This is a genomic window from Streptomyces sp. WG7, from assembly GCF_049975785.1.
Taxonomy (GTDB): domain Bacteria; phylum Actinomycetota; class Actinomycetes; order Streptomycetales; family Streptomycetaceae; genus Streptomyces.
On record NZ_JBNGGE010000012.1, the window covers coordinates 169,150 to 183,719 of the forward strand.

13 protein-coding genes and 1 pseudogene are annotated in these 14,570 nt (G+C 75.5%); 5 read left to right on the forward strand and 9 right to left on the reverse strand.

Annotated features, from left to right (window positions below; genetic code table 11):
* Window positions 1–71: 71 nt before the first annotated feature.
* Entirely contained in the window at window positions 72–1,169 is a 1,098-nt protein-coding gene (locus ACP4J0_RS15755) for an alpha/beta hydrolase family esterase (protein WP_426599287.1), read from the reverse strand.
* An 86-nt stretch (window positions 1,170–1,255) separates the two neighbouring features.
* Between ACP4J0_RS15755 and ACP4J0_RS15760 the strand changes: the two genes are divergently transcribed.
* Complete coding sequence (locus tag ACP4J0_RS15760; RefSeq protein WP_426599288.1) at window positions 1,256–2,218, forward strand: LysR family transcriptional regulator; 963 nt, start codon at window positions 1,256–1,258, stop codon at window positions 2,216–2,218.
* On the forward strand, window positions 2,215–3,093 hold the full coding sequence (locus ACP4J0_RS15765; protein WP_426599289.1) for a serine hydrolase: 879 nt from the start codon (window positions 2,215–2,217) through the stop codon (window positions 3,091–3,093). The genes ACP4J0_RS15760 and ACP4J0_RS15765 overlap by 4 nt, the downstream gene beginning before the upstream one ends.
* A gap of 51 nt (window positions 3,094–3,144) precedes the next feature.
* On the opposite strand, the gene ACP4J0_RS15770 is transcribed toward ACP4J0_RS15765, so the two are convergent.
* The gene (locus ACP4J0_RS15770) at window positions 3,145–4,878 is read right to left on the reverse strand and encodes a right-handed parallel beta-helix repeat-containing protein (RefSeq protein WP_426599290.1); all 1,734 of its coding nucleotides are present in this window, start codon (window positions 4,876–4,878) and stop codon (window positions 3,145–3,147) included.
* Window positions 4,879–5,125: 247 nt separating this feature from the next.
* Here ACP4J0_RS15770 and ACP4J0_RS15775 point away from each other — a divergent pair, with 247 nt between their 5' ends.
* Window positions 5,126–5,497 carry a DUF6479 family protein gene (locus ACP4J0_RS15775; protein ID WP_426599291.1) on the forward strand — a complete coding sequence of 124 codons (372 nt, stop codon included), beginning with the start codon at window positions 5,126–5,128 and terminating at the stop codon, window positions 5,495–5,497.
* A 142-nt stretch (window positions 5,498–5,639) separates the two neighbouring features.
* Here the strand turns inward: ACP4J0_RS15775 and ACP4J0_RS15780 are convergent, their stop codons facing one another.
* On the reverse strand, window positions 5,640–7,310 hold the full coding sequence (locus ACP4J0_RS15780) for a glycoside hydrolase family 13 protein (RefSeq protein ID WP_426599292.1): 1,671 nt from the start codon (window positions 7,308–7,310) through the stop codon (window positions 5,640–5,642).
* A gap of 91 nt (window positions 7,311–7,401) precedes the next feature.
* On the reverse strand, window positions 7,402–8,379 hold the full coding sequence (locus ACP4J0_RS15785; protein ID WP_426599293.1) for a nucleoside hydrolase: 978 nt from the start codon (window positions 8,377–8,379) through the stop codon (window positions 7,402–7,404).
* A gap of 180 nt (window positions 8,380–8,559) precedes the next feature.
* On the opposite strand from ACP4J0_RS15785, the gene ACP4J0_RS15790 reads away from it, so the two are divergent.
* The gene (locus tag ACP4J0_RS15790) at window positions 8,560–9,345 is read left to right on the forward strand and encodes a hypothetical protein (RefSeq protein ID WP_426599294.1); all 786 of its coding nucleotides are present in this window, start codon (window positions 8,560–8,562) and stop codon (window positions 9,343–9,345) included.
* 73 nt (window positions 9,346–9,418) lie between these two features.
* Here the strand turns inward: ACP4J0_RS15790 and ACP4J0_RS15795 are convergent, their stop codons facing one another.
* From ACP4J0_RS15795 to ACP4J0_RS15810, 4 genes are all read right to left on the reverse strand, one after another.
* A complete protein-coding gene (locus ACP4J0_RS15795) occupies window positions 9,419–10,144 on the reverse strand; it encodes a GAF and ANTAR domain-containing protein (RefSeq protein WP_426599295.1) in 726 nt (241 codons plus the stop codon).
* Window positions 10,145–10,231: 87 nt separating this feature from the next.
* Window positions 10,232–11,284, reverse strand: a complete 1,053-nt coding sequence (locus ACP4J0_RS15800) for a TIGR03943 family putative permease subunit (protein WP_426599296.1) — start codon at window positions 11,282–11,284, stop codon at window positions 10,232–10,234.
* Entirely contained in the window at window positions 11,281–12,306 is a 1,026-nt protein-coding gene (locus ACP4J0_RS15805; RefSeq protein WP_426599297.1) for a permease, read from the reverse strand. Before ACP4J0_RS15805 ends, ACP4J0_RS15800 begins: the two co-directional genes overlap by 4 nt.
* Window positions 12,307–12,379: 73 nt before the next feature.
* Complete coding sequence (locus ACP4J0_RS15810; protein WP_426599298.1) at window positions 12,380–13,738, reverse strand: helix-turn-helix domain-containing protein; 1,359 nt, start codon at window positions 13,736–13,738, stop codon at window positions 12,380–12,382.
* Window positions 13,739–13,850: 112 nt separating this feature from the next.
* On the opposite strand from ACP4J0_RS15810, the gene ACP4J0_RS15815 reads away from it, so the two are divergent.
* Window positions 13,851–14,063 (forward strand): hypothetical protein, encoded by a 213-nt coding sequence (locus ACP4J0_RS15815; protein ID WP_426599299.1) that lies wholly within the window; start codon window positions 13,851–13,853, stop codon window positions 14,061–14,063.
* A gap of 53 nt (window positions 14,064–14,116) precedes the next feature.
* Here ACP4J0_RS15815 and ACP4J0_RS15820 read toward each other — a convergent pair.
* Window positions 14,117–14,570 (reverse strand): annotated as a pseudogene (locus ACP4J0_RS15820) (hypothetical protein); the annotation flags it as partial.

The window sequence follows — 14,570 nt, forward strand, 5'->3', positions numbered from 1 at the left end:
GCACGTCCCGGGGCCGGTGACACCTCCCGGGGCCGGTGACACCTCCCGGCGCCCGGGAGGTGTCACGTCACTCAGCGACCGGCGCCCGTGAAGAAGTCGAGGATCGTGTCGGTGGCGTCCAGGGCCTTGCTGGTGGGGCCGAACCCCTCGGGCGGGGCGACCGACGAACCCGGCCAGGTGTGACCGGCGTCCTCGACGACCAGGAGCTGGACGGTGGCGGCCCCTCCAGCGGCCCCTCCATCGGCCGCCGCTGCGCCCTTCGCGTCCTTCGGGCTCTTCGGGCTCTTCGGGCTCTTCGGGCTCTTCGGGCTGGGGCCCTTCGCGTCCTTCAGGTGCCAGACGGTGCGGTCGTAGCCCTTCTCGTCCTCCGTGACCGGCTCGCCCGCGCCGCCCGCTTCGGCGAACGCCTCCGCGCTGTCCCGGGCCGACAGGCTCGGAAGGATCGGCTCCTCGGGGTTCGGCGGCGGGGAGGGCCAGCCCTCGAGGGGGCGTACGGGGTCGTCGGCGCCGTAGACGACCATGACGGGGACGGGCCCGGTGGGCTCGACCGCGGCGGCGCCCGCGGGCAGTTGGCCGGAGACCGAGGCGGCGCCCGCCAGCAGGCCGGGGCGCTGGGCGGCGAAGCGCAGCGCCATCGAGCCTCCGTTGGAGAAACCGGCGACGTACACCCGCTCGGGGTCGGCCCGTTCGGTCCGCACCAGGTACTTGATCAGCGCCTCGGTGAAGCGGACGTCGAGGTCGGGGTCCGGCCGCCGCTCGGTCGCCTGCGTGCCCGCACCCCAGCCGTTGTCGAGGCCCTCCGGGTAGGCGACCAGCATGCCGCGCTCGCCGGCGGCCCGCTCCAGCCGGCTCTTCTCGCGCATCTCGGCCGCGTCGGCGCCACGGCCGTGGAAGGCGATGACGAGGGGCCTCGGACCGTCGGCGGCGGAGCCGGCGGGCCGGTGCAGGAGGTACTGGCGGGTGCGGCCGTCCACGCGCAACTGTGCGCGGGCGTCCGGTGCCGCGGAGGCCGTGCTGCCGGAGGTCCGGGACGGGCCGCCGCTCGCCGACGGCGTCGCGTCCGGACGCCCGGACTCGGTGGCGCAGCCGGCCAGCGGAAGAGCGAGGGCGAGGGCCAGCACGCCGGGCCACCGGCGGGTGCGGTGCGAGAGGTCACGGAAGGAGCGCATGCCCCAGAGGAGAGCAGCCCGGCGACGCCCCTGTCCAAGATCGATATGAATGCCGATTCGATCAATTCCCGATATGATTCCTGGTCGTGGACCTGGTGCGGCACCTGGAGTGCTTCGTGGCTGTTGCGGAAGAGTCACACTTCGGCCGTGCCGCGGCCCGCCTCGGCATGGCCCAGCCACCCCTGTCACAGCGCATCCAGCGGCTGGAGAAGGAACTCGGCGTCCGGCTCTTCGAGCGCACCAGCCGCCAAGTGACGATCACCGAGGCGGGGACGCTGCTGCTCGCCGAGGCCCGCGAGCTGCTCGCCCGCTCCGACTCCTTCCGGGCCGCCGCGCGCCGCATCCGCGACGGCGAGAGCGGCCTGCTGCGCGCCGCCCTGTCCCCCGACGTCTCCGGCGAGACCGTCGCCGCGCTGCTGGCGGACTTCCGGCACCGCCGCTCCGGCCTGGAACTCGAACTGCACGAACTGTCCACCGCCCAGCAGCTCGCCGGTTTCGCCGCCCACGAACTGGACGTCGGCCTCATCCACCACCCGTGCGACGTCACCGGTCTCGAACTGGGCCCGGTGCTCCGCCGCGACCTCGGCGTGCTGCTGCCGCGCGGCGCGGCCCAGGCGGAGCTCGACGAAGTACCGCTCGCCTCCCTCACCGGCTACGACCTGGTCCTCTTCCCGCGCGCCGGCGCCCCCGCCGTCTACGACGACCTGCTCACCGCCTGCGCCCGGGGCGGCTACACCCCCGCCGCCGTACGGCACGGCCAGGGCGCCAGCTTCGTACGCGGACTGGTGCTGTCGTCCGGGGCCGTCGCCCTCGGCCCCCGCGACACCCGGCTCGCCGCAGCCGGTGACGGGGATGTGGTCTGGCGTCCGCTGGCCGGGGCCCCGCTGGCCTGGCGGCACTCCGTGGCCTGGCCCAAGGGGCGCGGCGACGCCGCCGTCGGTGCCTTCGCGGACGCGGCCACCCACGCCCTGCGCACCACGGCCGGCGCCCGTTCCGAGGCACCCGCCCGGCCACTGCACCTTCGTCCGGCATCGGAGTTCTGGCTGTGACCGACACCGCGACCACCGCCCGTCTGGACGCGGCCTTCGCCGACGCCGGGGTCACCGGGTGGCTGCACGCCGTCGACATCGACTCCGGCGCGCAGGTCGGCGCCGGGGCGGACCAGCCGGTGTGCACGGCCAGTGTCCACAAGCTGTGCGTGCTGGTCACGCTGCACGAACTGGCGGCGGCCGGGGCGCTGGACCTCACCGAGCAGACCGAGTGCCCGCCCGCCGGACGCACCCCGGGGCCCACGGGGCTGGCGGCCATGCTCGACCCGGTCCGGCTGTCGCTGCGCGACGCGGCGTTCCTGATGATGTCCGTCAGCGACAACACCGCCGCCGACCTGCTGCTGCGACGGGTCGGTCTGGACGCCGTCAACCGCACCACGGCCCGGCTCGGCCTCACCCGTACGCGGGCCGTGTACGGCTTCGGCGACATGCTCGCCGCGATGCGCGAGGACACGGGACCGGCCGGTGCCCAGGCCCTCGCCGACCCGCACGTCATCGCCCGGCTCCGCGCCCTGGACCCGGCCCGCACCAATCACAGCACCCCCCGCGACATGACCCGCCTGCTCGCCGCGGTGTGGCGGGACGAGGCGTGCCCGCCCGAGTACGGCGCCGCCGTGCGCCGCATCATGGGCCTCCAGGTGTGGCCGCACCGCCTGGCCTCGGGCTTCCCCTTCGACGACGTCCACGTGGCCGGCAAGACCGGCAGCCTGCCGACCCTGCGCAACGAGGTCGGCGTCGTCGAATACCCCGACGGCGGCCGCTACGCCGTGGCCGTCTTCACCCGCACCGCCCACACCGCCGCCGTCCTCCCCGCGGCGGACGCGGTGATCGGCACGGCGGCCCGCATCGCGGTGGACGCGCTGCGGGCACCGTGAGGCGGCGGGCGGTGCCGTCCCGCCCGGCGGCGGCCTCCGGTGGCGGGCCCGTCAGCCGTCGTTGTCGCGCCAGCGCCCACCGCTCGGGGACGAGTCGAAGCGGGTCGCCGCCGAGGCGTTGCCGCTGAAGTCGTTGCCGGATACCCGGCCGCCGGTCCAGGTGGCCTCGTGCGCGATCCACAGGGCGTGGGTCTGGGTGCGCGGGCGCCCGTCGTCCCGGACGCGGTTGCCGTGCACGTACGGGTGGGCCACGGCCGCGGCGGCGGTGAGGCCGGTGCGCGGGGCCGGACAGTCCGGGAGGCGGTAGCCGGCGCCGGGGGCGGGGGTGCCGGCGGGCCAGGCCGTTTCCGCGCCCGGGCGTGCGGGGGCGAGGGTGAGTTCGGTGGCGGTGTTGTCGACGACCACCACGGTGACCTCGGCGGCGGTGCCGGCCGCGTCCCCGGCGGTGGTGCCGGCGGCGGTGCTATCCGCTTCCCCCGCGGTGGTGCCGGCCGTGTCCCCCGCGATGGCGCCGGCCGCGTCCCCGGTGTTCCGGGCGCCGACCGTCAGCTCCTTGCCGCGGTGGCCGCCGGGGAGCCAGTCGGCGTTCTCGTCGGTCAGGGACAGCGGCCCGCAGCGGACACCCTCGCCGCCCCCTTCTGCCCGGGGCGCGGCACGGCGGCCGTTGTTGCGGACCCGGTTGCCGAAGATCGCCGGCTCGTGCAGCGGGGCGTCGACGCGGATGCCGTCCAGGGCGTTGTCGTGGAGGTCGTTGGACTCCAGGACGATGTCGGTGGCGGGCTCCTGGTCGCCGCCGGCCAGGTTGTGCTGCCAGTACCCGTACCGCCCGTTGTTGCTGATCCGGTTGCCGCGGAAGGCGTACGGACCCGGGGTGTTGCCGAGGGCTACCCCGTCCCCGACGTTGCCGTCGATCACGCACCCGGTGACGATGCCGCCGCGCCCTCCGACGCTCGTCGTGCCCTGCGCCGACACGTCGAACCCGGCGACGTGGTTGCCGAGCATCGTGCAGCCGGTGACCAGCAGGCCGTCGGCGCCCCAGTCGGAGATGCCGTAGCGGTTGTCCTCGGTGTGGCAGGCGGTGACGCGGATGCCCCGGGGCGGAACCCAGTCGTCCTGCTGGAGTTCGAGGAAGATGCCGTTGGTGCCGTTGCCGTTGGCGGTGCAGTCGGTCACCGTCGTGCGTTCGACCGGCCCCCAGCCGCCGACCCCGATGCCGATGCCCGCGCCGCCCATCTTCTCCCCGGGGTCCTGCCGCCCGCACCGCTCGGCGAGCACGCCCTCGACGACGGTGTCCTGGAGGAAGTCGCACCCGAAACCGGTGGCGGCGGTGTCGTGGATGTACAGGTCGCTGAAGCGCCCGCGCAGCACGTACTGGAGGCCGAGCCCCTTGGCCAGCACCTCGTACTCCTCGGTCCGCACCCCGGAGCCGTCGATCTCGAAGTGGGCGAAGGTGACGTCGGCGATGTGGTTCTCCCGCCCGGCGCCGTGCTGGGCGGTGGTGAACCAGGCCAGCGGCACCGGCCGCGTGGGGGCGCCGGGGTTGGTGAGGGCGAAGCAGGTGGCGCCGCGTCCGGCGCCGGTCAGCGAGACGCCGCTGCGCCAGAGCACGGGCCGGTCCCGGATCACGTACCGCCCGGCGGGCACGCGTACGGTGCGCGGCCGCCCGTCCGCGGCGGTGGCGTCGCCCAACGCGTCCACCAGCTTCTGCAGTGCCGGCCGGTCGTCGGCGGTACCGTCCCCGACCAGGCCATACTCGTGGGCGTCGGCCGTCAACGGCACGGTCATGGGGGTGCTCCTTCCAGCGGCGACGCGGGGCCGTGTGCGTGGCCGCGGACTCGGCGCCGACGCCACCGCACTGCCGGCCGGGTACCAGGCACCGGCTGCTCTCAATCAGGACGGGGCACCCGGAAAGGCCCCCCGAGCCCCAAGACCCCGAACCGCCCCCAAGCCGCCCCAAGCCGCCCCAAGCCCTCAGAGGGACTACTCGGACATTCCTGGCGCTTTATCTCATTTGGGGGTACATAATCAGAACATGAGTACGGCAACGCTTGAACTGCTGGCCGCGTCCTCGCACGCGCTCAACGTGACGATCGCCTTCATCGGCGGGCTGGTCATCGCCGGCGCGCTGATCTGGGCCGTGCGCATGGGCATGCGGGTCATGGAACAAGAACCCGAACGCCCCCACGCCGACGAGCACGGCAGACTTCCCGCAACCGGCGCCGTCCACGAGGAACGGGAGATGCGGGAACCCGACGAGATCCCGCTGGTCACAGACGGAAGCCCACGGCTCATGCCGTACGAGCTCCACCACTCGGGCAGCCGCCGGGGCCAGGACCAGATCCGCCGCCGCTGGCTGCCGGGGTCGAGCGGATCCTTCGGCGGCGGTGGCCCCGGTCACGTCTGATCCTGGCGGCCCCCGCACAGGGCGGCAGGCCCGGCCCCCGCCGGGCCCGCCGCCCGTCAGCTGCCTGCCGCCTGCCGCCCGTCGACAGCCTGCCGCCCGGCGCCCGGCACAGGCCCGCCGTCCCCGCAGGCCTCCGGGACCGCTACAACCCCAGCCACACCGTCGTGTCCGGCCCCAGGCGGCCGCCGTCCAGCGGTGCGCTGCTCAGCAGCACCTCTCCGGCCGGCAGGTCGACCGTCGTGCCGGAGAGGTTGGTGACGCAGCGCCAGCTGTCCGAGCGGTCGAACCGGAGGACCCCGGCCGGGACGTCGTCCGACCAGGTCAGCGACTCTCCGTCGAGCAGCTTGCGGCGCAGGCGCAGGGCCGTGCGGTACAGCTCCAGGGTCGAGCCCGCCACCCCGTCCTGGGCCTCGACGGCGTACGACGCGAACTCCGGCGGCTGCGGCAGCCACGCCGCACCCGCGCCGAAGCCGTACGACGGCCCGTCCGTCGTCCACGGCAGCGGGACCCGGCATCCGTCACGGCCCTTGCGGACGTGCCCGGTCTGCTCCCAGATCGGGTCCTGGAGGACCTCGGTGGGCAGGTCGGCCACCTCGGGCAGGCCCAGTTCCTCGCCCTGGTAGACGTACGCCGAGCCGGGCAGCGCCAGCATCAGCAGCGTCGCCGCGCGCGCCCGGCGCAGGCCGGCGGCCGCGTCGACGGCCGGTGCGTGGCCGCCGGACAGCAGCCAGGCGTCGGTGTCGGTGCCCGGCGGGAGGACCAGGCGGGTGGCGTGCCGGACCACGTCGTGGTTGGACAGCACCCAGGTCGCCGAGGCACCGGCGGCGTGGGCGTCGGCCAGCGAGCCGGTGATCACCTCGCGCAGCTCCGCCGCGTCCCAGCCGGCCTGGAGGTACTCGAAGTTGAAGGCCTGCCCCAGCTCGTCCGGGCGGGCGTACAGCGCGCGCCGGGCGCCCGGGACCCAGGCCTCGGCCACCGCCATGCGGGGCGGGGTGTAGGCGTCGAGGATCTTGCGCCAGTCGCGGTAGACCTCGTGGACGTCGTCGCGGTCGTAGAACGGGTGGGTGCCCGGGGCGAACCGGGCGAGCGCCGCCTCGCTGCTCAGCTCGGGTGAGCCCAGGTCGCGCAGCGGCTCGGTCAGGTCCTTGACCAGCGCGTGCGCCACGTCGACGCGGAAGCCGTCGACGCCCCGGTCGCACCAGAACTTCAGCGTGGTGCGGAAGTCGGCGCGGACCTGCTCGTTCTCCCAGTTCAGGTCGGGCTGCTCGGGGGTGAAGAGGTGGAGGTACCACTGCCCGTCGGGCACCCGCTTCCAGGCGCTGCCGCCGAAGACGGACTGCCAGTCGGTGGGCGGCAGCTCCCCGTGCTCGCCCCGGCCGTCACGGAAGACGTAGCGGTCGCGGGCCGGGGAGCCGGGGCCCGCGTTCAGGGCCTCCCGGAACCACGCGTGGCGGTGCGACGAGTGGTTGGGGACCAGGTCGACGATCACCTTCAGGCCCAGGCGGTGGGCCTCGGCGGCCATGGCGTCGAAGTCGTCCAGGCTGCCCAGGCGCGGGTCGACGTCCCGGTAGTCGTCGACGTCGTAGCCGCCGTCGGCCAGCTCGGACGGGTAGAACGGGCTGAGCCACAGGGCGTCCACGCCCAGCGCGGCCAGATGCGTCAGACGCTGGGTGATGCCCCGCAGGTCACCGAGCCCGTCGCCGTCGGCGTCGGCGAAGCTGCGGGGGTAGACCTGGTAGATGACGGCCTGCCGCCACCAGTTGGGGTCCTTGGACGACAGGTCGGGCGTGCGGGTGGTGCTGCGTACGGTCACGCGGGCTCCTTCGCGATGCGTGCGGGCGACACGAATAGATCTGTCCACATCACCCGAAAAGCGAACCCGCGCGCCCGCGACGCGCCGGGGACTACGCGCCCGTGCGCTCGACTGCCCCCAGGTACAACTCCACGTACCGGGCCACGTCCACGTCCAACGCCACGTCCACCAGAGGCTGTTCGCGTGTGCCCTCGTGCAGTTCGGACTCGCCGACGCGCAGGCGGCGGTCTACGAGGGTCTGGCCGCGGGCCGGGCCGGGGGCCAGGGACACCTCGACGGGCAGCCGGTGCGTGGTCAGGCCCGCGGGGTCGATCACCGCGCAGACCGCGCCCGCGTCGCCGAGGCCGCCGCCGGGGTCGGACTCGTCGGTGGCCGGGCCGCGGTGGGCGAGCAGCTCGCCGGCGAGCCGGGTGCCGGGCTCGGCGCTCGCCCGCAGACGGCGCACGTCCGGCCCCGGGACGATCACCCTCTCGAACACGTCCAGCCCGTACATCGTGATCGGCACCCCGGCGGTGAGCAGGATCGCGGCGGCCTCCGGGTCGTGCCACACGTTGAACTCGGCGACCGGCGTCGCGTTCCCGGTGGCCACCGCGCCGCCCATGAAGACGATCCGCTCGATGTTGGCGGTGACCTCCGGGTGGGTGCGCAGCAGCAGCGCGATGTTGGTCGCCGGGGCGATGGGGATCAGGGTGACCGGGCGCGGGGAGGCGAGGATCTCCCGGCGCAGCAGGGTCACCGCGTCCACGTCGACGGGGGTGCGGGCGGGGGCGGGCAGGCCGAGGTCGCCCATGCCGTCGTGGCCGTGCACGTGCCGGGCGGTGCGCACGTCCTCGATCAGCGGACGCTCGGCGCCCCGGGCGACGGGGACGTCGGGAGCGCCCGCCTGCTCCAGCACGGTCAGGGTGTTCCGTACGACCCCCTCCACATCGGTGTTCCCGGCCACGCAGGTGACCGCGCGCAGGTCGAGCCCCGGGTGGCGGACGGCCAGCAGCAGGGCCAGCGCGTCGTCGATGCCGGTGTCGCAGTCGATGATCACCGGGATGGGCTGCCGGCCGGTGTCGGTCGTCACGGCGGGGCTCCTCGGGCTCAGGGGGGAAGTGGTCCCGGTGACCCTACGCGGCCTCGCGCGGGCGCGCGCCTCACCCGGACGGCCCCGCGCGCTGGTGGCGGGGTGGGGGCAGTGGTGCCGTGGAGGGTGTGACCGGTCCTGCACGGCGCCGGTCGCCCCGCCCGCCAGGAGGCAACCCCGATGCAGCACGCCCCCGCCGCACGTCCCCTGCTCGCCTCCGCGCTGTCGGCGACGCTGGCGCTGACGGCGGCGGCCTGCACCACCGGCGGGCGGGCGGCGGACCGGCCGGCCGGCACCACGTCGGCGACCGCGCAGTCCCCGGCGGCGCTTCCGTCACCCGCCGTGCCGCCCGCGCTCACCCGGGAGCAGGCGCGGGCGGCCCTGATCACGGAGGCCGACCTGGGGGAGGCGTGGGAGCCGACCCGGGGTGCCGCGACCTGGCGGGACGAGGTGCTCAAGGCCACCGCCGAACGGCCCGACTGCGGGCGGCTGCTGGACGTCCTCTACACCGAGGAGCTCTTCGGTACCGCCTCCGACCCCCGCGCCACGGTCGCCCTGGACGACGCGGCCGGCGGGGCCCAGCTGCACTTCCGGATCACCTCGCACCGCGCGGCCGACATCGACAGGACGCTGGCCTGGCTCGCGACGCTGCCGGACACGTGCGGGCGGTTCACGGCCCGGACCGCCCGCGGCGCCACCCGGGACGCCCGGGTCACCGGCCTGGCGCTCCCGGAGGCGGGGGACGCGCGGCAGGGCCTGCGGGTGACGGTGAGCGCCGAGGGTGCCGAGAGTGCCGAGGGTGCCGTCCTCACCGTGGACCTCGTCGCCGTACGGATCGGCGACGACGCGATCAGCCTCACCAACGGCGGCCTCGGCGCACCGGCCGACGACGCCACCCGGACAGCCGTCGAGACCGGGACGGAGCGGCTGGCGGAGGTCCGGCGGCAGGGGCGGGCACAGGTCTAGCGAGCGGAGGGCGGGCCGGGCACTGCCGTGCCCGGCAGGACGCAGGCCACGGCACACCAGCCGGTCAGTACACCTAGTGGTCGCGGTCGAGGCGTCGGCGGTGGGTGAGTACGTCGCGGGCCACGTCGTGGGCGGTGCGGCCGCGGGCGAACGCGTCGGCGCGCAGGCGGGCCAGGGCCTCGTCGGCGCCGACCCCCAGCTGGGCCATGATCATGCCGACGGCCTGGTACACCTCGTCGTGGTCACCGGCCAGCTCGTCCAGCCAGGCCTCCTCCCCTCGCGGCAGCGCCATCAGCGCCACCGTCATGACGCCGGCCACGAGCCGCGCCACGCGCAGCTGCGGGCCGGTCAGCCCGCCGGGGGTGTCCCGGTAGAGGTCGAGCGTGCCCAGGCAGACGGCGTCGCTGCCCAGCGGCAGCGCGTAGACCGCCCGTATGCCGACGGCCGTCGCCTGCTGCGCGAAGACGGGCCACCGGCCGGCGTCCGCACCGGCCGTCAGGTCGCAGGCGAGCACCGGAGCACCCGACTCGGCGGCGCTCACACAGGGGCCGTCACCGAGAGTGGCCTGGATCTCCGCCAGGTACGACGCCCGGTCACCGCTGGCGCACAGCCGTACCGGCACGCCGTCGCCGCGCAGCGACGCGCTCGCGCCGGTCACCGGCAGCAGCCGGACGGCCGCTCCGCACAGTCGTCCCGGCACCTCGCCCGGCGGGGCGTCCCGCACTTCGCCGGCGATCACCTCGGCGGCGCGTGCCCCCTCGGAGGACCGCCTGGGTTCGTCGCTGGGCCGCACGCGCACCGCCTCCTTCGCTCACGCGGCCGGAGGCTCGACTACCCGTGCCGGACCAGGGGAAACCCGGGCGTTCCGCAGGAGGTGGACGAGGGCTCAGCGCTTCTCGTACGGGTTCGCGGGCTGCGCCACCCGCCGTACGTCCGTCGTGTCGAGGACCGGTGGCCAGGCCGCGTCCGAGCCGAGCCCGCCCTCCGGGTGCCAGGTGCCGGTGACCGTGACCCAGGCGTCGACGGGCGGGGCGCCGGCCCCGCGGATCTCGGCCTTGCCTGCGGTGGCGTCGGCGGCGCAGCAGGAGACCTGGAGCCGGGTGACGTACCAGGTCCCGTCGTCGCCGTGGGTGACGAAGCCGGTCAGGCGTACGGTACGGCCGGTCAGCGACCGTTCGCTGTCGTAGATCGCGCGGGAGCCGAACTCGGCGAGGGTCAGCTCCACCGGGTCCCCGGACGGCAGCGCCGGGAAGGCACCGACCCCCTGGGCCGCACGCTGCGCCGCCTCGCGTTCCGCGCTGTAGGAGCCGAGCGCGGGCGGCGGGAACAGCAGCAGGGCGAGGGCGGGCAGGGTGAGCAGCCAGGCGACGCGCGGACCGGCGGGGCCGTGGCTGTGGCCGTGGCCGCCCGCGTCCCCGGAGCCGTGGCCGAGGGCATCCGCCTCCCCGAAGCCGTGGCCGACGCCACCCGCGCCCCCGGCGCCGTGGACGTGGCCGTCCGCCTCCCCGAAGCCATGGCCGAGGGCACCCGCCTCCCCGAAGCCATGACCGACGCCACCCGCGCCCCCGGCGCCATGGCCGAGGGCACCCGCCTCCCCAAAGCCATGACCGACGCCACCCGCCTCCCCGAAGCCGTGGCCGAGGGCACCCGCGCCCCCGGCGCCATGGCCGACGCCACCCGCGCCCCCGGCGGGGACGTGGGCACCCGCGCCCCCGGCGCCGTGGACGTGGGTGTCCGCGTCCTCGTCGTCGCGGTGCTCGTCGCCGCGCCGGGTGAGGGCCGTCGCCGCCGCGAGCAGCACCAGCACCGCTCCGGACACGATCAGGTAGGGCCGCAGCCCCGGCTGCACGTACCGCAGGTAGAGGTCGCCGAAGAGCGAGATGCGCAGCACCGCCGCGCCGGTCAGCGCGAGGAGGACGGCCGGTCCGTAACGGCTCACAGCAGCCACCACCCCACCAGCACGCTGCTCGCCACGGCCACCACCCACGTCACCGACGCGAAGCGGACCGCGAAGGCCCGGCCGAAGGTCCCGGTCTGCAGCGCGATCAGCTTCAGGTCGACCATCGGACCCACCACCATGAACGCCAGCCGCGCGGTCGGTGAGAACCCGCTCAGCGAGGCGGCGACGAACGCGTCCGCCTCGCTGCACACGCACAGCAGCACCGCGAGGACCGCGAGCAGCAGCACGGACAGCCAGGCCGAGTCGGTGAAGACGTCCAGCACGGACCGGGGCACGGCGATGTTGAAGGCGGCCGCCGCGCCCGCGCCGACGACCAGGAAACCGCCCGCGTGCAGGAAGTCGTGCCGCAGTCCGGTCACGAAGCCGGTCCAGCCGTACGACGACGCACCGGGTGCCGTACGGCTCTTCGGCAGCCGCAGCCACTCGTCCTTCCCGAACCGGACCCACAGCCAGCCCATCACCACCGCCGCCGTGAGCGAGGCGACCAGGCGCGCGGCGACCATGGCGGGCTGCCCGGGGAAGGCGATCGACGTGGCGACCAGCACCACCGGGTTGATCGCGGGCGCCGACAGCAGGAAGGCGAGGGCCGCCGCCGGGGCCACCCCGCGCCGCATCAGGCTCCCGGCCACCGGCACCGACGCGCACTCGCAGCCGGGCAGCACCACCCCCGCCGCGCCGGCGACGGGCACGGCGAGGGCCTGGTTGCGGGGCAGGAGGCGGCTGAAGACGCGCTCCGGCACGAACGCCCCGATCGCCGCGGAGACGACCGTGCCGAGCAGCAGGAAGGGCACGCCCTGGACGACGACGGCGGTGAACACCGTCCACCAGGCCGCCACCGGGGGCGTGTAGAGGTCGAGGGCGAGGGTCGGGCCCAGCACCGAGGCCACGGTCACGATGGCGAGCAGCGCGGCACCGCCGAGCACGGTGTACACCAGCGCGCGCACGGTGAGCCGCACACCGTCGGCCACCGTCCGGCCGGTCACTGTCCGCTGGTCGTCCACGTGCCTCGTCCCGCTCGTCCCTGTTCCCCCGGCGACACGCTGACCGGCGCCGCTGTGCACCGCCCAGGATTCCCTACAGCGGCGGCTGTGCGGGCGCCGGGCCCAGGGTGGTCGTGCCGGGTGCCGTGCGGTGTCCCAGGCCGGTGCGGTAGGCGTCGAGGGCCGCCTCCACGCGGCCGGTGCGGCGCAGCAGGTCGCCCAGGAGCCGGCACAGGTCGGCCAGGTCGCCCGCGGCCCCGGCCCGCTCCAGCAGGCTCAGGGCGCGGACGTAGTGCTCCTCGGCGGCCTCGGTGTCCCGGGCGTCCTCGGCGATGATGCCGAGCAGCCGGTGCGCGCCCGCCGCGTGCACGGCGCCGCGTTCGGAGGAGAGGTCGTCCAGGACCCCGTGCAGCAGTTCGGCGGCCTCGGCGGACTTGCCGCGCCGGTGCAGTACGTCGGCCAGCTCGACGGCGACCTGGCTGCTGTAGAGGGCGGCGCGGGTGGCGGAGAGCATGCCGAGGGCCTCCCGCATCTCCTCCTCGGCGCGCGGGAGTTCGCCGTTCTGGGCGCAGACGTAGCCGCGCATCCAGTGGCAGTTGGCGAGCTCGGTGCGGAGCTGGAGCGTGCGGTAGAGCTCGGCCGCCTTGGCGAGCGAGGCGTCGGCCTCGGCGAGGCGGCCGTCGGCGAGCAGGGTGCGGGCGACCGAGCGGTGCATGCGGGCCACCAGGGCGGGGTCGCCGGCGCTGGGGGCGAGGGAGAGGGCGAGTTCGGCGGCCTGGGCGGCGCGCGCGTGCGCGCCCATGTCCATGTACGGGCCGATGGCACTGGCGTAGAGCAGCAGCAGTGCGTCGGGGTCGTGCAGGCCGCCGCGGTTCAGCTCGTCGAGGGTGGACTCGAGGAGGTAGACGGCGTACCGGAGCTCGCCGGCGAGGTAGTGGGCGAGGGCGCGTCCGCGCAGGGCGGGGACGCGGGCGGGCAGCGGGGCCCCGGCCTCGGTGAGGCACTCCTCGGCCTGCTCGAAGTACCGCCGGCCGGTGACCAGTTCACCGGTCTCCACCGCGCACTCCCCGAGGCCGAGCAGTGCGGCGGCCCGCTCCTCGGGCAGCTCGTACGCCTCGGCCTCGGCGAGCAGCCCGGCGTACTGTCCGGCGGCCAGTTCGGCGCCCTCGGTGGCGAGCGTGCGCCGCGCCTCGGTGAGCCTGAGCCGCAGGTCGGTGGCGAGCCGTGCCGGGCGGCCGGTGGCCAGTTCCTCGTAGCCGACGCCGAGCCGCTCGGCGAGATGCCGCAGTGCCTCGTCGGAGGGGCGGACGCGGCCGGCCTCGAGGGTGGAGATGTAGGCGGCCGTGTACGCCGGTTCCGCGAGCTGGCGCTGGGTCATGCCGCGTTCGGCCCGCAGCCGCTGCACCCGGCGTCCGATCGTCCCTCGGTCGTCACGGTCGTCACGGTCCCCCACTGCCGACTCCCCCTGTGGCTCTTGCCGTTCGACTCCGACGGCTCTAGGTTAAACCGCGGATTAAGCGTGCTTAACAGCGCTTGGCGCCATCCCCGATTCCGCAGAGGACGCCGTGCCCGGACGCACCCGCACCGCCGAACGTTACGCCAGAGCCCTCGCCGCCGCCGTCGTCGCCGTGGCCTGCCTGCTGCTGGCCGCGAACGCGGGACCGACGGACACGGCACACGCCCCGGCTCCGGCATCGGTACCGGCGTCGGCACCGGCACCGGCCCCGGCGGGCGCCACCACCCCGGTCGTGGACTCCATAACCACGACAAACCACTAGCGACGCGAGCCCGCGACGAAGCGGCCGCGCGGCGGACCCGGGGCAGGACCGTCTCAGCCCTGGGTCTGCAACCGGCTCAGTTCCCGCTGCACGTGGTCCAGCGCGCCCTCACGCGGTCCGGGCACCCGGCCGCGCAACGCGACGAGAGCCGCGCCCAGTTCCCGGGCCGGCCCGGCGTCGCGGACCTGCCCCCACTGGTGGTGGGCCCGGTCGACGGCCGCCTCCACGGCGGGTGCCTGCGGCGGCTGTCCGGCGACCAGCCGGGCCTCGGCCACCGCCAGCCAGGCCCGGCAGCTGCGCGCCGGGTCCCCCGCGAACATCGCCAGGTCCGCCCGGACCTCCGTCCAGTGCAGCGCGTCCTCGGACGCGGGCCCGCGCGCCTGGGCGGCGGCCCGCTCGTGCCGGGCGGCGAGCTCGTCGGCGTCCGCGTGCCGCCCGGCCTGCACGGCGGCGGCGATGACCGCGTGCGGGTCGCCCGCCGCCGGCCCGGGCTCCGTCAGCACCAGG

Bases quoted from the DNA above. Each gene is read 5' to 3' on its own strand.
- ACP4J0_RS15755 (WP_426599287.1), bottom strand. From the start codon at position 1,169: ATGCGCTCCTTCCGTGACCTCTCGCACCGCACCCGCCGGTGGCCCGGC.
- ACP4J0_RS15770 (WP_426599290.1), bottom strand. From the start codon at position 4,878: ATGACCGTGCCGTTGACGGCCGACGCCCACGAGTATGGCCTGGTCGGG.
- ACP4J0_RS15775 (WP_426599291.1), top strand. From the start codon at position 5,126: ATGAGTACGGCAACGCTTGAACTGCTGGCCGCGTCCTCGCACGCGCTC.
- ACP4J0_RS15790 (WP_426599294.1), top strand. From the start codon at position 8,560: ATGCAGCACGCCCCCGCCGCACGTCCCCTGCTCGCCTCCGCGCTGTCG.